Below are 18,976 nucleotides of genomic sequence, written 5' to 3'. Positions count from 1 at the left end.
CCACAGGCCGGTGGCATCCGGGCCGTGGCGTCCGGCCGGTCCTCAGCCCGCCCGGCCCGCGAGGACCGGGCCGGCGAGGACCCGGCCCGCGAGGACCGGCCCGGCGACGACCGGGGCCAGGACCGGGTCGGCCGGCGTGCCCAACGGGACGGCGGGGACGGCGGCGACGGCGGGGACGCCCGGGAACGGGCCGTACGTCCCGAAGGGGAGCTCGGGCGAGGAGCCGTGCACGGCGTGTGCGTGCTCCTCGACCGGGACGGGCGACGGCGGCGCCGTGAGGGTGAACCACACGACCTTGCCCTCGGCGCCGCACGGGCGGACGCCCCAACTCTCGCTGACCGCACCGACGATGGCGAGGCCCCGGCCGGAGGTGGCGAGAGCGCCGAAGGCGTCGAGTGCGTCGAGCCCGTCGCCGCCGTCCGGGGTCCCGGCGCGCGGTATTCGGGGATCGTGGTCCCTGACCGACACCGTCAGCCGGTCGAGCAGCAGCTCGATCTCGACCGTGCAGCGCTTGTCCGGCTGCGCGTGTCGGTGGACGTTCGTCAGAAGCTCGGTGACCCCGAGCGCGGCATGGTCGATCAAAGCGTCGAGATGCCAATGGCGCAGATGCGCGGAGACGATTCTGCGGACCTGTCCGATCCGCGACGGCAGGGCATGGAGCTCCACCGCGTAATACCTGCTCGGCTCGCTGATCACGCTGCGACTCCCCGAAGTAGTTCGGAAGAAGACGAAGATTCGGATCTCTCATGCGTACGGCGGTACTGCGGTACAGCACGGTGGCGACCGAAGCGCAACGTCACCACCGGTGAACCCTCGGTGAGGTGGTTCCAGCGTGAGCCAGTGGTGACCGTGCCGCAACTCGCGGCGATCCGTGCCAGGTCAGGGCCGAGGCGAGGCGCGTCCGGTCAGCCGCGGCCGGCCGCCCGCCTGAGCGCCGCGAGAAAACTCCCCGACTCCTCGGTCCCGTCGCCGGCCCGGTGGTGCAGGGTCAGCCGGTACCGGGTCCCGTTCACCGTCGCCACCGCCTCGTCCGCCTTCGCGAACCACGGCCGCCCGGCCCGTACGGCGCTCACGGGCGCGCTGTCGATCTCGCTGCCATAGCTCGTGAGCAGCGCGAGCCGGCCGTCCTCGATCCGCACCTCGCCCGCGCGCGTCAAGGCGCGCGGCCAGCGTGCGATCCGTACACCCCGCGCGCTGAACTCGGGTTCCTCCATGCCGGTCCACCCCTTTCACCCGGTTGCCGTCACCAGTGTGCCGGGCGGCCCGCGCCCGCACCAGTGGCCCTGCCACAAGGGAGGCCTATGGGACATCAAAGGGAACGTTTGCCCAGGTGGGAGGGGTATTGTCGGCAACGGGCACCAGTGGCAGTGAGCGAGGAGTGGGACGGATGAGCACCACCGAGAACAGTGCGACCGCCGCGCCGGCGACCATCGACGTCGACCGCAGCGATCCGGCGTACCGGGCCTGGCTGAAGGAGGCCGTCCGCAAGGTCCAGGCCGACGCCAACCGCTCCGCCGACACCCACCTGCTGCGCTTCCCGCTCCCCGAGAAGTGGGGCATCGACCTCTACCTCAAGGACGAGTCGACCCACCCCACCGGCAGCCTCAAGCACCGGCTCGCCCGTTCGCTCTTCCTCTACGGGCTCTGCAACGGCTGGATCCGCCCGGGCAAGCCCGTCATCGAGGCCTCCAGCGGTTCGACCGCCGTCTCCGAGGCGTACTTCGCCAAGCTCGTGGGCGTCCCCTTCATCGCCGTCATGCCCCGCACGACCAGCCCCGAGAAGTGCCGGCTGATCGAGTTCCACGGCGGCGAGTGCCACTTCGTCGACGACTCGCGGACCATGTACGAGGAGTCCGCGGCCCTCGCCGCGCGCACCGGCGGCCACTACATGGACCAGTTCACGTACGCGGAGCGGGCCACCGACTGGCGCGGCAACAACAACATCGCCGAATCGATCTACCAGCAGCTGAAGCTGGAGCGCTACCCGGAGCCCGCCTGGATCGTGGCCACCGCGGGCACCGGCGGCACCTCGGCGACCATCGCCCGCTACGTCCACTACATGCAGCACGACACCCGGATCTGTGTCGCCGACCCGGAGAACTCCTGTTTCTTCGACGGCTGGACGCAGGGCGACCCGGACGCCACCTCCGACTGCGGCTCGCGCATCGAGGGCATCGGCCGCCCCCGCATGGAGCCGAGCTTCGTCCCCGGCGCGATCGACCGCATGATGAAGGTTCCCGACGCCGCCAGCGTCGCCGCCGTCCGCGCCCTGGAGACGGCCATAGGGCGCAAGGCGGGCGGTTCCACCGGCACCGGTCTGTGGAGCGCCTTCAAGATCGTGGCCGAGATGGTCAAGGAGGAGCGCACCGGCAGCATCGTGACGCTGATCTGCGACCCGGGCGAGCGCTACCTCGACAAGTACTACTCCGACACCTGGCTGGCCGCCCAGGGCCTGGACATCGCCCCGCACAGCGCCGCTATCGATCGGTTCCTGGAGACGGGGGCCTGGCCGGAGTGAGCCGCTGGTCCAGGCGGCGCGCGGCGTCCCGGAAGGACAGCCCGAGGCCGGGGCGGGCGAGGAGGAGCGCGAGCCGGAACGGCGCCGCCCCGTCGACGGCCATCGTCCACCGCAGGTGCGTGCCCTTCCCGGCGGGGGAGAGGGCCCATTCCTCCGCCAGGGCCGTGACACCAGGTGCGTTCGTCAGGTCGACCCGGTAGGCGTACCGGACATCGGGTTCGGCGGCGAGGATCGTCTCCTCGAAGACGATTCCGCCCCGCAGCCGGATGGTCCGGCCCGCGCCGTCCGCCGTCGGGACGGCGGAGACGACGGCCGTGAACCACGCGGGCATGCTGCCCACCTCCACGGCCAGCGACCGGTAGACGGCCGACGGCGGTGCGGCCAGTGTCGCCGTGTAGGCGAGTCGGACAGGTGCGGTTGCGGTGAAGTCGAGCTCCACCGGCCTCAGTCGGCGTGCCATGGACCGAACCTCCCCAGGACGGACGCGGAAGTGCACCCTAGCTGACGGCTTGTCAATGGCACAGAGTGCCGTGGGCCGTTGCGCATGATGGACTCGACTCCGCAAGGATCTCGCCGCGCCGGAAGGGGAACCCCCGTGTCCACCACGCCCACCACGCCCACCACCCCCGCCACGTCCTCCCTGCACCCCGAGTCCGCCTCAGCGCCACACCCGTCCCGCCGCACCGTGCTCGCGCTCGCCACCGGCACCGTGCTCGCCTCCGTCCTCCCGCTCGCGGGGGCGGCCCACGCCGCGACGGGCCGCCTCACCGGACGGTTGCGCGAGCTGGAGGACGAACACTCCGCGCGGCTGGGCGTGTTCGCGTACGACGTCCGCACCGGCCGGTCCGTGGCGTACCGCGCCGACGAACGCTTCCCGATGTGCTCGGTGTTCAAGACCCTCGCCGTCGCGGCCGTCCTCCGCGACCTCGACCACGACGGCTCCTTCCTGGCGAAGCGCATCCGGTACACGGAGGCGTACGTCAAGCGGTCGGGCTTCTCGCCGAGGACCGGGCTCCCGGAGAACCTCGCCGCCGGGATGACCGTCGCCGGGCTCTGCGACGCGACCCTCCGCTACAGCGACAACACCGCCGCGAACCTGCTGCTGCGGGAGCTGGGCGGGCCGACGGCTGTCACCCGGTTCGCCCGGTCGATCGGTGACGGCGTCACCCGGCTGGACCGCTGGGAGCCCGAGCTGAACTCCGCCGAGCCCTGGCGCGACACCGACGTCACCACACCCCGGGCCATCGGCCGGACCTACGGGCGCCTCGTCCTCGGCGCCGCGCTGGCGCCCCGGGACCGCGACCGGCTGACCGCCTGGATGCTCGCCAACACGACCAGCGGCGAACGGTTCCGCAAGGGACTGCCCGCCGACTGGATCCTTGCCGACAAGACCGGCGGCGGGCGGTACGGCGGCAACAACGACGCGGGCATCGCCTGGCCGCCGAACGGAGGCCCGGTCCTGCTGGCCGTCCTGACGGCCAAGCCCGAGGAGGACGCGGAGGCCGACAACCCGCTCGTGGCCAAGGCGGCGGCCCTGGTCGCGGCGGAACTCCGCCCGTAGCCCGTAAGTCCGTAGCCCGACGAGCCCGACGAGCCCGACGAGCCCGACGAGCCCGACGAGCCCGAGCCCGACGAGCCCGAGCCCGACGAGCCGACGAGTCCGCCTGCCGCGCCGCCGCCGACTCCCGTGCCGAGCGCCCGAGGAGTGGCTAAGAGCGGAGCAATCCGTCCACGGCCCGGCCGAACAAGAACCGCCCCGCTCGCGCCAGGACCGGGTCGAAGGCGCGCGGCAGGCCTCGTACCGACAGCTCCTCCGTCCACTCCACCCGGCAGCCGCCGCCCGGCGCTCCCGTCACCTCGACCGCCGCCCAACCCCGCACGACCCGCCCGGACTTCTCCAGGCGGCACACGCCCGCCCGGCCGGCCTCCGGCGGCTCCCAGCGCACGACCTCCATCGGGTCGTCGAAGGCCAGCGGGCCGATGCCGGTCCGCGCGGTGAACCGCGTCCCCGCTCCGTTCGGGCCCGGAGTGAGCACCCTCGTCCGGGTCAGCGGCACCTGGCGGCCGTGCGCCGGCCAGTCCGTCAGCCGCCGCCACGCCTCGCGCGGCGGCAGCGGAACGGCCCGCTCGACCCGGAACAGCGTCACGCGGGCTCCTCGCCCGCCACCACCAGCCCCGGCAGCTGCTCCGTCACTTCGCCGCGTACCCCCTCGCCCAGGCCTCGGTCCGTCACCCAGGTGTCCACCTCGCCCAGGTCGGCGAAGGAACTCAGGCCCACCGTCCCCCACTTGGTGTGGTCGGCGACCACGACCACCCGGCGCGCCGACCGCATCAGGCACCGGTTGGTCTCGGCCTCCGCGAGGTTCGGCGTCGACAGACCGGCCTCGACCGAGATGCCGTGCACCCCGAGGAACAGCAGGTCGAAGTGGAGCGAGCGGATCGCCCGGTCCGCGACCGCGCCGACCAGCGCGTCGGACGGCGTCCGGACCCCGCCCGTCAGGACGACGGTCGCCGCCCCGCGCCGCACCTCGCCCCCGCCGCCCGTCAGTTGCGCCTCGTGGAACACGTCCGCGACCCGCACCGAGTTCGTCACCACCGTCAGATCCGGCACGTCGAGCAGATGCCGGGCCAGCGCGTACGTCGTCGTCCCGCCGGACAGGGCGATCGCCGTACCCGGCGCGACCAGCGCCGCCGCGGCCCGCGCGATCTCGTCCTTGGCGCTCGGTTCGAGCACCGACTTCGCTTCAAAGCCCGGCTCGTGGGTGCTCGCCTCGACCACCGGCACGGCCCCGCCGTGCACCTTCGCCAGCATGCCCTGCCGGGCCAGCGCGTCCAGGTCGCGGCGGATCGTCATGTCCGAGACGTTCAGCCGGCGGGTCAGCTCGTTCACTCGCACACCGCCGCGCCGCCGGACCTCGTCGAGGATCAGGGCGCGCCGCTGCTCCGCGAGGAGGTTCTGGTTGTCAGTCACCGCCGGGGCCGGTCCTTCCGCAGGGAACTAGGGGATCAGTGTCGGAACACCGTCGGATTCGGTGAGAGTCCGTGCGCTGGCGCACGACTGTCCGCGATCCTGTTTCCGACGTCGCATCCTCCCACCCAGAGAGGAAGTCCCCTAAGTGTCCCCTGCCACACCCGCCCCGGAGACCGGGGGCGCGGCGCTCGAACTCCTCGTCCACGGAGTCGGCGGAGCCACCCCGCAGTCCATGCTCGACGACCCCAGGACCGTACGGGTCACCGGCGACCGCACCGCCGCCGTGTACCGGCGGGCCGAGGACCTCGACGCCGAGGACCACCCCGAGCGGTACGCCGCGCGGCCGGTACCGGAGGCGTACTGCTGGTCCAACCTCACCTCGGGCGACGGCACCCGCGCCCTGTGGCTGCTGCTCCTGCCCTTCATGGTCGCCAATCTGGCCCACTGGATGCGCCCGCCGGCCCAGGGCAGGCCGGGACTCGTCCGGCTGTACGGGGTCCTCGTCCGGCTCGTCGCCCTCACCCTCACCTTGCTTCTCACCGCCGCGGCCTGCGAGGTCGCGCTCGACCTGACGGCCTGGCAGTGCGCCGGCACCGCGGCCTGCTCCGACGCGTACTCCTGGCTCGGCTTCCTCGCCGCCGACCGGGGCGGCTGGTGGTCCGCGCCGGGGCGCCGCCTCGCCCTCGCCGCGCTCGTCCCGACGGCACTCGTCGGCCTGCTCTGGTACCTGTCCAACCGGACCTGGAGCGCGTACGAGGCCCAACGCCCGCCCACCGGCTACGACGCGCCGACACCGGACCCGCAGTCCGATCCGCAGGCCGACACGCCGCCCGACACGGAGGCCGCCGACAGCGAGGAGCCGGGACCCGAAGGCCCCGTGGGCCCCACTCCGCCCACCCCCGTCGAGCTCCGTCCCGCCCTCGGGCGTCCCGGCTTCTGGTACGGGCGCCGCCTCGTCGCCCGGCTCCGCGCCGCCCACACCGCCGCCGGGTTCCTGACCGTCGCCGCGGCCCTCGCCACCGCCACCGCCCGCCACGACACGGGGGCGGCCGCGGCCTTCGGCCTCGTACTCCGGACCGCACTCGTCGCCCTCGGCGCCGTCGTCCTCTGGGTCGTCTGCCGCCGGGGCCGCAGCGAGCGCCGCCTCGACCTGCGCGTCGAGCGCGCCCTGGTGTCCTGGCTGCCCGGCTCCGCCCTCGCCCTCCTCGCCCTCACCGCCCTGCACGCCGGCTGGTCCCGCCCCGGCTGGGCCTCCAGCGGCACCCTCCCCGGAGACGCCGCCTTCGGCGCCCTCACCCTCGCCCAAGGAGGCCTGGTCGTCGCCCTCGGCGTGGTCGCCCTGCTCCTCCAGCGCCCCCGCAGGGACCCGCGCACCGCGCTGCGCGGACTCGGCGGCCCCGCCGTCTCCATGCTCGCCTGCGCCCTCGCCGGGGTCATGTCCGGCGGCGTCGCCCAGCGCGTCGCCGACTGGCTCGACGGCTCCGGGGCGGGGCCGGGCCCCCGGATCGGCCCGCCCGTCCTGCTCAGCTGGCAGGCGTCCGTCATCCCCGTCCTGCTCCTGCTGCTGCTCGTCCCCGCCGCCCTCCTCGCCGTACGGACCGTGCTCGACGCCCGGCGGCTGCGGCCCGCCGTCGAGGCCGACTACGGCACCGCGGGCGAACCGGACCCCGTCCGTACGGGACAGATCGCGGCCGGCCGGGCCCGCGCGGCGCTCACCGACTCCGCACCCGTCCTCGTCGGCGTCGTCTCCGGCGCCACCCTGCTCCTCGGGGCCGCGTCCGTCGCGGGCGCCTGGGCCAGTGGCAACGTCCCCGGCCGGGCCTTCGACGGCGCCCACCCCGCGATCGCCTCCGCCGCCTCCGCCGCCCAGGCCGTCGGCTCCTGGATGATCGGCCTCGGCTTCCTGCTCTTCGTCACCTGGGGCCGCCGCGCCTACAAGGACGCCTCGGCCCGCCGCACCATCGGCATCCTCTGGGACGTCGGCACCTTCTGGCCGCGCGCCGCCCACCCGTTCGCCCCGCCCTGCTACGCCGAACGGGCCGTCCCCGACCTCACCTGGCGGATGAGCTCCTGGACCCGGGGCACCGGCGGCCGGCTCGTCATCTCCGGCCACTCCCAGGGCAGCGTCCTCGCCGCGGCCGCCGTCTGGCAACTGCCGCCCGCCACCCGCGGCCGGGTCGCGCTGCTCACCTACGGCTCACCCCTGGAGCGGCTCTACGGGCGCTGGTTCCCCGCCTACTTCGGCCCCGAGGCGCTGCGCGCCCTGCACCGTACGGTCCACTGCTGGAGCAACCTCCACCGCGCCACCGACCCCATCGGAGGCCCCGTCCGCGTCCCCGCAGAGGCGGACCGGCCGGCCGTCGACGGGGACGTGCTGCTCGACCCCGTCGCGTACGGCCGCACCCGTGAGCATCCGCTGCCGGAACCGATCCTGGGCCACTCCGACTACCAGGCCGACCCGGCGTTCGCCCAGCGGCGCTCCGCGCTCCTCGACCGGCTGCCGCCCGCCCTGCCCCGCCAGCGCGAGCCGAACGACGGCGACCGTCAGGGGAGTTCGGGGAGGTCCTCCGGGTAGAGCAGCGTCAGGTCGTCCGTGCTCGGCTCGGCGAGCGCGGCGACCCGGCCCGCGTGCCGCTCCACCATCGACTCGAACGTCTGGCGCGCCGTACGGCCGTTGCCGAAGGCCGGGCCCTTCGGCAGCTTCGTGAAGTACGTGAGCAGTGCGTCGTCCGTGCCCGGCACGAGCCGGTACTCGTGGTCGTCGGCCTGCTGCCCCACGATCCGCAGCAGCTCGTCCGGCGCGTAGTCGCCGAAACTGATGGTCCGTGAAAATCGGGAGGCCACACCGGGGTTGACGGTGAGGAAGCGCTCCATCTCCGCCGTGTACCCGGCGACGATGACGACCACCGCGTCCCGGTGGTCCTCCATCAGCTTCACCAGCGTGTCGATCGCCTCGCGGCCGAAGTCCCGTCCCGAGTCCTCCGGCGACAGCGCGTACGCCTCGTCGACGAACAGCACCCCGCCGCGCGCCCGGTCGAAGGCCTCCTGCGTACGGATCGCGGTCGACCCGATGTGCTCGCCGACCAGGTCCACCCGCGAGACCTCCACCAGGTGGCCCCGCTCCAGGACACCCAGCGAGGCGAGGATCTCGCCGTACAGCCGGGCCACGGTCGTCTTGCCGGTGCCGGGGTTGCCCGTGAAGACCAGATGGCGGCGGACCGAGGCCGCCTTGAGCCCCGCCTCCTGACGCCGGCGCCCCACCTCGATCATGTTGGTGAGCGTCCGCACCTCGTGCTTGACGCTCTCCAGGCCCACCAGGGCGTCCAGTTCCCCGAGCACGTCCTGCGAGGAGCGGGCCTCGGGCACCGGAACCACCGGAGCCGGGGCGGCCGGCTGGGTACGCGGCACGGGAACCGCCCCGAGGAGCCCCGCCGACTGCGTGGCCGCCAGGACGGTGCCGCCGTCGGGCACCGAGGAGCGGACCGCGCTCTCGTCGCTGGTGCAGTCCTCCGCGACCGCACCCTCCTCCGGGAACTCGTACCCGCCGCGCGCGCACCGCTCCGTACGGCACTTGCGCAGGCTCGTCCGGCAGCCGTCGGTCACATGGAAGCCGTAGCCGCCGCTGCCCGTGACCCGGCAGCCGGTGAAGGAGCCGCGGCCCTCTGCCGACACGTAGAAGCCGGCCTCGGCGGGCGAGGTGACCGTGCACCGGTCGATCGTCGGGTCGGCGCCCTTGGTGACGATGACCCCGGTCTGCACGGCGTCGATCGTGCACCCCGCCAGGGTGCCGCCGCTGCCGTGGTCCCGGAACCAGGCACCGGTGGAGGCCTCCCGGATCCGGCAGTCGTCGAGCTGGGCCGTCGCCCCGTCGCTCACCGACACCGCCGTGTTCCGCACCTGCGACAGGTCGCTGTCGACCACGTCCACCCGCGAACCCCGGTCGAGGACGAAGAGCGCGTCCGGCACGTCGTGCACCCGGCAGGCGTCGAGGACCACGGTCGCGCCGTCGCTCACCCACACCGCCGGGTAGTCGCCCGTACTGTCGTGGATCTCGCACTGGTTGGCGTCCACGCGCGTGCCCGGGTCCCACACCGACAGGCCGTTGCGGCCGAAACGGCGGACCGTCGACCGGGTCAGCGTCAGCACCGAACGCGAGCGCAGGTCGACCGCGTTCTCCGGGACGTCGTGGATGTCGCAGTCCGACAGCGTCAGGACGGCGTCCGTGTCGAGCGTGATGCCGTCCCCGGACGTGCGGTGCACCGACGAGTCGGTGAGGTGCGCCGTGGCGCGCGCCGCGATCTGGACACCGGCGCCCTTGATCTCGTACACCTCGCAGCCGATGCCCTCCAGGCCGCTGCCCTCGCCGGTGACCGCGATCCCGGCGCCGGAAGCATGGTGCACCCGGCAGCGCTCAAGGCGCGGATGCGCCCCTCCGCGCACCGATACGCCCGCCTGCCCGGCGGACACCACCTCACACTCCTCGAACACCCCGCCCGCGCCGTCGACGACGGCGATGCCGACGCCGGCCGGGTTGTCGATCGTGCAGCGGCGGACGGTCGGGCGGGCGGCGCCCCGCACCTCGATCCCGGCGGCCGAGCGCGTCATGATCCGCAGATCGAGCAGCTCGGGCGTGCCGTCCTCGACGAGCAGCGCGGGCGCGGCGACGTCCTGCCCCTCGATGTGCAGGTCCTGGATGGTGACGGAGGCGCGGACGGTCAGCGCCACCCCGTCCGGCGGCGCGATCCGCACCGAGCCGACCGCACCCTCGGGGCCGCGCAGGGTGACGGCCCGCCGCACGACCAGGTTCTCCCGGTAGGTGCCGGGCGCGACGGTGAGGACGTCCCCGTCGCTCGCGGCCTCCAGGGCGGCGGCGAGAGAGGCGTACTCACCCGTGCGGCGCCGCCACCGCGATGTGCCGGTGTGCGTCACCTGGACCGTGCCCTGTGCCATGGGTGTGCCCTGCCCCCGCCTGATGCCTCGCCGCTGTGTCGATGCCCCACCGTAGCGCGCGCGGTGGGTGGGGGATGACGGGTCGAGAGGGCTGCTCGTCCGCATGCGAGGGAGGTGGAGTGAGGTGTACGGGTCGACTGCCGGTGCCGGTACCGGCACCCCCGCCGCGAGGTGTCAGCTGCCGGTGTCGGCACGGCCCCAGTCGGGGCCCGCCGAGGCCCACGCGCGGTCCAGGCGCGCGTACCGCCGCAGGACGAGGCGGCGGACCGCCAGGCGGCGGACGATCTCCACGAGGAGCCCGGCGAGGAGCGCGGCCATCAGACCGGCGATGACCGTGTGCGCGCGGGCCGTGCCCGCCGGCATCGGCGGGGACACCGGATGCCCCTCGCGGTCCGTCCACAGGGAGAACGTGTCGCCGGGGGCGGAGTGGCGCCTCGCGATGGCCACGACTCCCGTGCGGGCCGTGCCGTCGGGCGCGGTCCAGCGCGCCACCACGGAGCGGCGCAGCCGCTCCTCCCCGCCGGACTCGGCGGTACGGGGGCCGCTCGCCGGCCTGTCTTCGAGGCGCACGACCCGGGCCGTCGTCGGCAGCCGCTGCTCCTGCTGCGTGCGGACCGCACGCTGGAGCGAGCCGTGCGCCGACGAGCCGGCGGCCCAGCCGGCGAGGGGCACGAGCAGACAGAGGAGCGCGGCGGCGGTGAGGGCGACCCACGCCTCGACCAGGTCCGTGGTCCGGCGCAGGGGATTGCGCCGCCAGCGCCAGACTCCGGTGGCTGCCCGCACGTCAGGACCCCCTCGTTGATCGCCGCTCCTCCAACGAGTGTGCCCCGGGGCCGCTTTCCCCGCCTGTCGGGCGCGGGATTCGCGGGATTCTCAGTCGAGGATCTTCACGGGGTCGCCGACCCGGACCGTGCCGCGGTGCTCGGGGACGAGGTTCTGCCCGAAGATGACGCGGCCGTCGCGCTTGCGGTGCAGGGCGAGGGAGCGCAGCGGCTCCTTGCCCCGCTCGGCGGTGAACTGGTTCGTCGTGGTGACGACACAGCGCCCGCAGGGCCTGGCGACGCGGAAGGTGACCTCGCCGACGGCGAGCCGGGTCCAGCCGTCCTCCGCCCACGGCTCGGTCCCCTCGATCACCAGGTTCGGCCGGAACCGGTTCATCGGCAGGGGGCCCTCGTGGGCGTGGTCGCCGCCCGCGATGAGGGTGTTGAGGGCGTCGAGCGAGGCCGTGGCGGCGACGAGGAGCGGGTAGCCGTCCGCGAAGCTCACCGTCTCGCCGGGCAGCGCGTACTCCGGGTCGACGGGCCGCCGGTGCTCGGGCGCGTCCATGTGGACGAGCCGGGCGTCCGTCTCCAGGTACGCGGAGACCCAGGCGGCCGCCTCGCCGCCGGCCGGGACCGCCTCCACGTACTTGTCGAAGATCTCCATCGTGACCGTGGCCGTGGGGGACGGCACCTCGACCTTGAGCGTCGGGTGCCCGGGCGCGGACAGCGCGACGCCGCCGTCCGCCAGCGGCTCGGCCGTGGCCAACGCCATCCGGGGGTGACGGCGTTGGGTCACGACCTTGCCCGCGGCGTCGACGACGGCCCAGCGGCGGTCCCCGGCGAGCCCCCAGGGCTGCACCTCGGCCTCCGTGGGGGCCAGCGCACGCATGGCCTTCACCGGATGGACGTGGACGGAGCGGAGTACAGGAGTGGACATGCGGTCATCCTGCCAGCCGCTCCGGACCTCGTCGTCCGGAACCTCCGGCCCGGTCAGTAACCCCCGCCCTGGTAGGGGCGGTTGTACGGGTCCTGATACATCGCCGGTGCCGGGGCCGGGACGGGCGCCGGTGCCGGTACGGGCCGCGGGGCGGCCGGGCGCATCGCCTCGTACCCCGCGGCGGCCGGGCGCGGCTGCTGCGGGTAGCCGCCGCCCTGGTAGCCGCGCGGGGCCACCGGCTGCTGCGGGATGTACGGGGTGGGGGCGTGCTGGAGCGGTACGGGGGCCATCTGCGGGGAGGGCTGCGGATAGCCGTACCCGCCGCCGTAGGCGGGGGCGGGGTGCGGGCTGGGCGCCGCCGGGAGGGCGGGCAGTGCCGCGGGGAGCGCCGGCAGGTAGGAACCGCTCGTGGGGAAGCTGCTGCCGGTGTCGTAGGCGGCGGGCACTCGGATCGGGGCGATCTGAGGCGTGCCCCGCTCCGCGACCAGGGAGTCGTAGATCGGGGTGTCCGGGAAGGACGGCGCGGTGTGGTAACCGCCTCCATAGGTGGAGCGGGGGGAGGTCATGGCACATAAGTTAAGCCCACGATGTGCTGGTTGGGGAGTCCCCATCTCAGGGTCATCCGATTTACGCTGTTTTTGTCCGCCTGACCTGCCAAAACAACGTTAAAGGCTGCGTTAACAACGAGGGTTTTCCCGCCGTCGGTACCCGTGGGTAACGAGAAGTGTCGGAAGGGCTACAAAGGGCTACGCCCGCGCGGCGGGCGTGGGTTTCCGGGACGTGAACGGAAAGCCGTCTCTCTTCGGTCCTCTCCGGTTCTCTCCGGTTCTCTCCGGTCGGGGCGAATGCCCGGCACAGAAGATCCGGCTCCGGCCCCGGCCCGGCCGTTCACTCGGCGACGTAGGTGCGGTACATCCATTCGAACACCAGGAGCCCGCTGCCGTCGTGGTGCGCGTGGGTGGAGCCGTTGGCCTTGTAGTGCTCGTAGCGGTTCCCGAGGAAGAGTTTGAACGTTTCCTCGGTGTTCTCGACGTAGCGAATCCTCTCCCCGTCCGGAACGGCGCGGCCACCCTGCAAGATCACGTTGGGTCGGTTGCTCATGAAGAACTCTCCTCCAGTTCGAATCGCCGGGTCGGTGCTGTCAGAAGGCGTCGGTGGGGACGTACGTGCCCCAGACTTCGCGCAGGGCGTTGCAGACTTCGCCGACGGTGGCGCGGGCCTTGAGGGCGTCCTTCATCGGGTAGAGGACGTTGTCCGTGCCCTCGGCCGCCTTCTTCAGTTCGATGAGGGCGACGTCGACGGCCGTCTGGTCGCGTTCGGCCCTCAACTTCGCGAGACGCGCCGCCTGTTCCTCTTCGATGACGGGGTCGACGCGGAGGGGTTCGTAGGGCTCTTCGACGTCGATCGTGTAGCGGTTGACGCCGACGACGACCCGTTCGCCGCTGTCGGTCTCCTGCGCGATCCGGTAGGCCGAGCGCTCGATCTCGCTCTTCTGGAAACCACGCTCGATCGCCGCGACCGCGCCGCCCATGTCCTCGACCTTGGCCATCAGCTCAAGGGCCGCCGCTTCGACGTCGTCGGTCATCTTCTCGACGACGTACGAGCCCGCGAACGGGTCGACCGTGGCCGTCACGTCCGTCTCGTAGGCGAGGACCTGCTGCGTACGCAGGGCGAGACGGGCCGACTTGTCCGTCGGGAGCGCGATCGCCTCGTCGAAGGAGTTCGTGTGCAGGGACTGCGTGCCGCCGAGGACGGCCGCCAGGCCCTGGATCGCCACCCGGACCAGGTTCACTTCCGGCTGCTGGGCCGTGAGGGCCACACCCGCCGTCTGCGTGTGGAAACGGAGCATCAGCGACTTGGGGTTCTTCGCGCCGAACTCCTCCTTCATCACCCGCGCCCAGATCCGGCGCGCCGCACGGAACTTCGCGACCTCTTCCAGGATCGTCGTCCGCGCCACGAAGAAGAACGACAGACGCGGGGCGAAGTCGTCGACGTCCATGCCGGCCGCGACGGCCGTACGCACGTACTCGATGCCGTCGGCCAGGGTGAACGCGATCTCCTGCGCGGGCGAGGCACCCGCCTCGGCCATGTGATAGCCGGAGATCGAGATGGTGTTCCACTTCGGGATCTCGGCCCGGCAGTACTTGAAGATGTCCGCGATCAGACGCAGCGACGGCTTCGGCGGGAAGATGTACGTCCCCCGCGCGATGTACTCCTTCAGCACGTCGTTCTGGATCGTGCCCGTCAGCTTGTCCGCCGGAACACCCTGCTCCTCACCCACCAACTGGTACAGGAGCAGAAGGAGGGAACCGGGGGCGTTGATCGTCATCGACGTCGAGACCTTGTCCAGCGGGATGCCGTCGAACAGGACCCGCATGTCGTCGATCGAGTCGATCGCGACACCCACCTTGCCGACCTCGCCCGAGGAGATCGCCGCATCGCTGTCGTGACCCATCTGCGTCGGCAGGTCGAACGCCACCGACAGGCCCATCGTGCCGTTCGCGATCAGCTGCTTGTAGCGGGCGTTGGACTCGACCGCCGTGCCGAAGCCCGCGTACTGCCGCATCGTCCAGGGACGGCCCGTGTACATCGACGGATACACACCACGCGTGAAGGGGTACGCGCCCGGCTCGCCCAGCTTCCCGGCGGGATCCCACCCCTCCAGAGCCCCCGGCCCGTAGACCGGCTCGATCGGCAGCCCCGACTCCGACTCGCGCGCCATGTGTTGTGCCTTCCCTCCTCGACGGGTCCACAGGAGCCGAAGCCCATGGTTACGAGCATCGACGGGCGGGCTAATGCGGTGCTCCCGCCGATCTAATCCCGGCACTTCGCAAGGGACTTGGCGAGGGACTTCGCGCGGTTCGTGATGCGACTGCGCGACAACGGAGGCGGGCGCCCGCCGGGGGACACCCCCGGCAGACGCCCGCCGTCGTACTCTCCGGCCCGCCGATGCTCAGACGGTGCTGAGGCGGTGCTGGGTCCGTGCCGAGCCGGTCCTCGTGGTCCCCGCGATGCCGGCGGCCTGGCCCGCCGCGCGGAAGCCGGCCTCGATCGCGCCTTCCACGAAGCCCACCCAGCCGCTGGCGATGTCACTGGTGGCGAACGCGATCCTGCCGTGCGGTCGCTGGATCGCCGGCAGCTGGTTCAGCATCTGCCCCGGGCGGCGCAGCGCCCAGCCGCCGAGCGAGTAGCGTGCCGCGCCCCAGTCCTGGGCCCGGTAGTCGATGAGTTGCGCCTCGGGAAGCACGGTCCGCAGCGCGGCCTCGATGTCCGCCCGGTTCGAGACGTCGATCGCGGGCTTGCTGTTGAGCGCCATCAGGAGCTGGCCCTCCGGGGTCTCGCTGTGCGAGAGCACGGTCATGAAGGGATCGCCCTCGGCGCCGCTGACGACCTTCGCCTCGGTCATGCCGCGTACGTGGAGCCAGAGTTTCCGGCTGTTCGCCACGCCCACGCCCTGCTGCGTGGCGGTGCTGTGCACCGCGGGCAGGCCGGGGTTGAACGTGATGGTCTTCCACACGTTCACCGGTACCGCCACGACGACGGTACGCGCCGTGAAGGCCTGGCCCGCTTCCGTCACGACCCTCACCGACGTACCCGTGTCGGTGATCGACGCGACCGGGGCGTTCAGCCGGATCTCCGCCCTGGCGTCGGCGAGGATCGCCCGGATGACGCTGCTCATGCCGGTGGCGACGCGCTTGCTCTGGGCGCGGTACCACGTGTCGGTGCTCCAGCCCGCGAGGGACCACCACTGGGCGAGCGCGGTGTAGGCGCCGTAGGTGCTCGATCCGCCGGACTGCCCGGCGGTGATGCCGTTGATCCAGCTCTCGTCGGCGGCGCTGAGGTTCAGCTGGTCGAGCCGGTTGCGCAGCGAGAGGCCGTCGACCTCGCGGACCAGGTCACGCCGGGCCAGGGGGTTGTTGGGGTCCGGGAAGAAGGTCCTCGATCCCTCGAAGAGCTTCTCCAGGAGCGCACCCTGCCGGGTCTGCAGTTCGGCGAGGGAGAAGGGCGCGGGGCCGTCCGCGGTCGGCATGATCGCCTTCGCCGGGAGGAGGCCGTGGGCGGTGGCGATGCCGTAGCGGTTGAGCTCGGCGGTGATGAGCGGCTGGGACTCGTCGACGAACTGTCCGCCCATCTCCACGGGCTGGTTGACGAACGTGTCGGTCCAGGTGCGGCCGCCGACCCGGCCGCGGGCCTCCAGCAGGAGCGGGTTGAGGCCCTTGGCCCTCAGCTCCCGCGCGGCAATCGCGCCCGCGAAGCCGAGGCCCACGACGATCGCGTCGTAGCAGCCACTGGCCGCGGAGGCATGTGCGTCCGTGCTGCCGAGGGGACCGGGGATCGCGCCGATCGCGGCGGCAGCGGTGGTGAGCCCGCCGGCCTTGAGCAGTCGCCGACGGGAGAGCCCGACGGCGCGACGTATGGCGGGCTGGTTGTCTTCACTCACTGGGTTGTCCTCAAGTTTCCTGTGATCGCTCGTACATGGAGCGTGGAAGGGCGACGTGAGGAATCGACGGCTGCCCGTGCGGCTCTGGAACCGCGGACGCAGCCCGCGTTCGCGAGGCAGGGCGATCGGAAGTGATGCCAACTCAGTGCGGATGGGACCCAGGTGAACCTCCCGGATCCCTCACGGTGACGGGACCGAGGCGACTCCGCGTGCGCGGTCGCGTCGGTCTGCCCCCGGTGCAGCTCCCCCGTAAACTCGTGCAATTCCCCGTGTGTACCTGCAGTGCGGGTGGTGCGGGTGGTGCGGCCCCCGCGTGTTGCGACCGCGGGGGCCTTCTCTCTCGGGAGGTGACGGTTACCGACCGTCCTCCACGTCAGTCGCGCCAGGCGCCGGCGGCCGCGGCCTCCTTCACGAACAGGGCGAAGGAGCGGGGCGGCCGGCCGAGCGCGGTCTGCACGCCGTCGGACAGGTGGCTGTCCATGTCCCGCCGGATCGGGCCGACCGAGTCGGCGTAGTCCTCGGCGTCCGCCGTGGGCCAGCCCTCGGCGACCAGCTCGGCCACGAAGTCCTCGGGCGACAGGGACACGTAGCGCACCGAGCGGCCGGTGGCGTCGGAGATGAGGTCCACCACCTCGCCGATGGTCAGCGCGCTGGGCCCGGACAGTTCGTAGGTCTTGCCCACGTGCCGGTCCTCGGTGAGCGCCGCGACCGCGACCGCGGCGATGTCCTCGGCGTCCACGAAGCTCGCCGCGCCGTCACCGGCGGGCAGGCGCAGCTCCCCGCCGAGCACCGAGTCGCGGAAGAAGCCCTCGCTGAAGTTCTGGGCGAACCACGCCGGCCGCACGACGGTCCACTCCAGACCGCTGTTGCGCACGGCGTCTTCGCCGTCGATGTGGGTCCTGCCCGCGATGCTGTCCTCCTTGGCGTAGCCGGGGACGTCGGCGCCGCGGCCCGACAGCAGCACGATGCGCTCGACCCCCAGCTCCTTCGCGCGCTGCACGAACGGCCGCGTCAGCTGCTCGCCGTCCTGAGGAACGATGAAGACCTTCTTCACGCCGTCCAGCGCGGCGTCCCACGTGCTCCGGTCCGTCCAGTCGAAACGGGGGTCGCTGGAACGCGAACCCACGCGCACCGCGACACCCTTCGCGCCAAGTTGGGCCACGGCGCGTCCGCCGACCTTGCCCGTACCACCAGTGATCAGAATCGGGTGCTCAGTCATGGGGCAACTAAATCCTCCGGCGGGGGGACGGAGCCATGGCTGAGACACCCAGGTCGATGTTCGAGCGTCTACATTGGAGGGGTGGACACGTTAGCGAAACTGCTGGACGGGGTACGGGCACGCGGTGCCGTGTTCACCCGGACGGTCATGACCCCACAATGGTCCCTGCGCTTCGCGAGCGGCGCCCACCTGACCTTGGTCGCCGCGCTGAACGGGCGGGTCTGGATCACCCCGGCCGACGGCGAGCCGATGGAACTCGGCTCCGGTGACATCGCCGTCCTGCGAGGCCCCGCCCCGTACACCGTCGCCGAGGACCCCGCGTCGCCGCCCGGACGCGTCATCACCAGCGCGGACTACTGCGCCCGCACCGCGCGCGCGGTCGTGGTCGGCGAGCCGGCCCCCGACCCGCGGACGTGCGGTGTCGACGAGCCCGGCTCGGCCCTCCTGATCAGCGGCGCCTACGAGGACCGGACCGGCATCAGCGACCGCCTCCTGGACGCCCTGCCGGACGTCCTCGTCGTACCGGAGGCCGACAGCGACCGTACGCTCCTCGCCCTGATCGCGGCGGAGGTGCGCCACGACAAGGCGGGCCAGCAGGCCGTCCTGGACCGACTGCTCGACCTGATGCTGGTCTCCACCCTGCGCGCCTGGTTCGACCGGCCCAAGAACCACGCACCCGTCTGGTACCGGCCCACGGACGACTCCGTCGTCGCGAGCGCCCTCCGGCTGATGCACGACGACCCGGCGCACCCGTGGACCGTGGCGACCCTCGCCGCCAAGGTGGGTGCCTCCCGGTCGGGTCTCGCCCGCAGCTTCGCCCGCCACGTCGGCGAGCCGCCCATGACCTACCTGGCCACGTGGCGCGTCGCCCTGGCGGCCGACCTGCTCCGGGACACCGACGACACGGTGAGCTCCATCGCCCACAAGGTGGGGTACTCCAACACCTTCGCCCTCAGCGTCGCCTTCAAGCGCTGCCGCGGCATCACCCCCACACAACACCGTGCGGCGGTTCTGCACAGCCGCGGGCTGAGCGCCTGACCCGCGGCGCGCGTGCAGCGCGTGCGAGGACCCCGGCGGCCACGCGGGCCGCCGGGGTCCTTGAGTCTCGGTGTCGGTGTCGGTGTCGGTGTCGGTGTCGGTGTGGATGTCGCTGTGGGTGTGGGTGTCGGTCTTGCGCGG

17 protein-coding genes are annotated in these 18,976 nt (G+C 72.7%); 4 read left to right on the top strand and 13 right to left on the bottom strand.

Annotated features, from left to right (window positions below; translation table 11 throughout):
* Positions 1 to 42: 42 nt before the first annotated feature.
* Entirely contained in the window at positions 43 to 696 is a 654-nt protein-coding gene (locus ACFC0G_RS03315) for an ATP-binding protein (RefSeq protein ID WP_376396440.1), read from the bottom strand.
* Positions 697 to 905: 209 nt separating this feature from the next.
* A complete protein-coding gene (locus ACFC0G_RS03310; protein WP_376396438.1) occupies positions 906 to 1,214 on the bottom strand; it encodes a hypothetical protein in 309 nt (102 codons plus the stop codon).
* Between the two features lie 173 nt (positions 1,215 to 1,387).
* Here ACFC0G_RS03310 and ACFC0G_RS03305 point away from each other — a divergent pair, with 173 nt between their 5' ends.
* The gene (locus ACFC0G_RS03305) at positions 1,388 to 2,518 is read left to right on the top strand and encodes a PLP-dependent cysteine synthase family protein (protein WP_376396435.1); all 1,131 of its coding nucleotides are present in this window, start codon (positions 1,388 to 1,390) and stop codon (positions 2,516 to 2,518) included.
* Here ACFC0G_RS03305 and ACFC0G_RS03300 read toward each other — a convergent pair.
* Positions 2,478 to 2,978 carry an SRPBCC family protein gene (locus tag ACFC0G_RS03300; protein WP_376396432.1) on the bottom strand — a complete coding sequence of 167 codons (501 nt, stop codon included), beginning with the start codon at positions 2,976 to 2,978 and terminating at the stop codon, positions 2,478 to 2,480. The two genes, ACFC0G_RS03305 and ACFC0G_RS03300, sit on opposite strands and share 41 nt — an antisense overlap.
* A 135-nt stretch (positions 2,979 to 3,113) precedes the next feature.
* Between ACFC0G_RS03300 and bla the strand changes: the two genes are divergently transcribed.
* The gene (gene bla, locus ACFC0G_RS03295; protein ID WP_376396428.1) at positions 3,114 to 4,079 is read left to right on the top strand and encodes a class A beta-lactamase; all 966 of its coding nucleotides are present in this window, start codon (positions 3,114 to 3,116) and stop codon (positions 4,077 to 4,079) included.
* Positions 4,080 to 4,227: 148 nt separating this feature from the next.
* Here the strand turns inward: bla and ACFC0G_RS03290 are convergent, their stop codons facing one another.
* Both ACFC0G_RS03290 and ACFC0G_RS03285 read right to left on the bottom strand, forming a co-directional pair.
* Positions 4,228 to 4,665, bottom strand: coding sequence for an SRPBCC family protein (locus ACFC0G_RS03290; RefSeq protein ID WP_376396425.1), 438 nt, complete (start codon positions 4,663 to 4,665; stop codon positions 4,228 to 4,230).
* The gene (locus tag ACFC0G_RS03285) at positions 4,662 to 5,489 is read right to left on the bottom strand and encodes a DeoR/GlpR family DNA-binding transcription regulator (protein WP_376396422.1); all 828 of its coding nucleotides are present in this window, start codon (positions 5,487 to 5,489) and stop codon (positions 4,662 to 4,664) included. Before ACFC0G_RS03285 ends, ACFC0G_RS03290 begins: the two co-directional genes overlap by 4 nt.
* 145 nt (positions 5,490 to 5,634) lie before the next feature.
* Here ACFC0G_RS03285 and ACFC0G_RS03280 point away from each other — a divergent pair, with 145 nt between their 5' ends.
* On the top strand, positions 5,635 to 8,064 hold the full coding sequence (locus ACFC0G_RS03280; protein WP_376396419.1) for a hypothetical protein: 2,430 nt from the start codon (positions 5,635 to 5,637) through the stop codon (positions 8,062 to 8,064).
* Here ACFC0G_RS03280 and ACFC0G_RS03275 read toward each other — a convergent pair.
* From ACFC0G_RS03275 to ACFC0G_RS03240, 8 genes are all read right to left on the bottom strand, one after another.
* Complete coding sequence (locus ACFC0G_RS03275; RefSeq protein ID WP_376396416.1) at positions 8,034 to 10,439, bottom strand: right-handed parallel beta-helix repeat-containing protein; 2,406 nt, start codon at positions 10,437 to 10,439, stop codon at positions 8,034 to 8,036. The two genes, ACFC0G_RS03280 and ACFC0G_RS03275, sit on opposite strands and share 31 nt — an antisense overlap.
* A 174-nt stretch (positions 10,440 to 10,613) precedes the next feature.
* Complete coding sequence (locus tag ACFC0G_RS03270; protein ID WP_376396414.1) at positions 10,614 to 11,222, bottom strand: hypothetical protein; 609 nt, start codon at positions 11,220 to 11,222, stop codon at positions 10,614 to 10,616.
* A gap of 90 nt (positions 11,223 to 11,312) precedes the next feature.
* Positions 11,313 to 12,137, bottom strand: a complete 825-nt coding sequence (locus tag ACFC0G_RS03265; RefSeq protein WP_376396411.1) for an MOSC domain-containing protein — start codon at positions 12,135 to 12,137, stop codon at positions 11,313 to 11,315.
* Positions 12,138 to 12,190: 53 nt separating this feature from the next.
* Entirely contained in the window at positions 12,191 to 12,703 is a 513-nt protein-coding gene (locus ACFC0G_RS03260; RefSeq protein ID WP_376396408.1) for a DUF6643 family protein, read from the bottom strand.
* Positions 12,704 to 13,025: 322 nt separating this feature from the next.
* Positions 13,026 to 13,238 (bottom strand): DUF5988 family protein, encoded by a 213-nt coding sequence (locus ACFC0G_RS03255; protein WP_376396405.1) that lies wholly within the window; start codon positions 13,236 to 13,238, stop codon positions 13,026 to 13,028.
* A gap of 40 nt (positions 13,239 to 13,278) precedes the next feature.
* A complete protein-coding gene (locus ACFC0G_RS03250) occupies positions 13,279 to 14,859 on the bottom strand; it encodes a methylmalonyl-CoA mutase (protein WP_376396402.1) in 1,581 nt (526 codons plus the stop codon).
* Positions 14,860 to 15,090: 231 nt separating this feature from the next.
* On the bottom strand, positions 15,091 to 16,578 hold the full coding sequence (locus tag ACFC0G_RS03245; RefSeq protein ID WP_376396399.1) for a flavin monoamine oxidase family protein: 1,488 nt from the start codon (positions 16,576 to 16,578) through the stop codon (positions 15,091 to 15,093).
* A 373-nt stretch (positions 16,579 to 16,951) separates the two neighbouring features.
* Positions 16,952 to 17,797, bottom strand: coding sequence for an NAD(P)H-binding protein (locus tag ACFC0G_RS03240; protein WP_376396397.1), 846 nt, complete (start codon positions 17,795 to 17,797; stop codon positions 16,952 to 16,954).
* 81 nt (positions 17,798 to 17,878) lie between these two features.
* Here ACFC0G_RS03240 and ACFC0G_RS03235 point away from each other — a divergent pair, with 81 nt between their 5' ends.
* A complete protein-coding gene (locus ACFC0G_RS03235) occupies positions 17,879 to 18,835 on the top strand; it encodes an AraC family transcriptional regulator (RefSeq protein WP_376396394.1) in 957 nt (318 codons plus the stop codon).
* Positions 18,836 to 18,976 lie beyond the last annotated feature (141 nt).

The sequence above is a fragment of the Streptomyces sp. NPDC056169 genome, assembly GCF_042268445.1.
Lineage (GTDB): Bacteria > Actinomycetota > Actinomycetes > Streptomycetales > Streptomycetaceae > Streptomyces.
Note: the sequence above shows the minus strand (reverse complement) of the source record. Positions and strands in the feature narration are given on the sequence as shown.

Coding starts and splice junctions, on each gene's coding strand:
- ACFC0G_RS03310 (WP_376396438.1), bottom strand. CDS start 1,214: ATGGAGGAACCCGAGTTCAGCGCGCGGGGTGTACGGATCGCACGCTGG.
- ACFC0G_RS03305 (WP_376396435.1), top strand. CDS start 1,388: ATGAGCACCACCGAGAACAGTGCGACCGCCGCGCCGGCGACCATCGAC.
- ACFC0G_RS03300 (WP_376396432.1), bottom strand. CDS start 2,978: ATGGCACGCCGACTGAGGCCGGTGGAGCTCGACTTCACCGCAACCGCA.
- ACFC0G_RS03275 (WP_376396416.1), bottom strand. CDS start 10,439: ATGGCACAGGGCACGGTCCAGGTGACGCACACCGGCACATCGCGGTGG.
- ACFC0G_RS03265 (WP_376396411.1), bottom strand. CDS start 12,137: ATGTCCACTCCTGTACTCCGCTCCGTCCACGTCCATCCGGTGAAGGCC.
- ACFC0G_RS03260 (WP_376396408.1), bottom strand. CDS start 12,703: ATGACCTCCCCCCGCTCCACCTATGGAGGCGGTTACCACACCGCGCCG.
- ACFC0G_RS03255 (WP_376396405.1), bottom strand. CDS start 13,238: ATGAGCAACCGACCCAACGTGATCTTGCAGGGTGGCCGCGCCGTTCCG.
- ACFC0G_RS03250 (WP_376396402.1), bottom strand. CDS start 14,859: ATGGCGCGCGAGTCGGAGTCGGGGCTGCCGATCGAGCCGGTCTACGGG.
- ACFC0G_RS03240 (WP_376396397.1), bottom strand. CDS start 17,797: ATGACTGAGCACCCGATTCTGATCACTGGTGGTACGGGCAAGGTCGGC.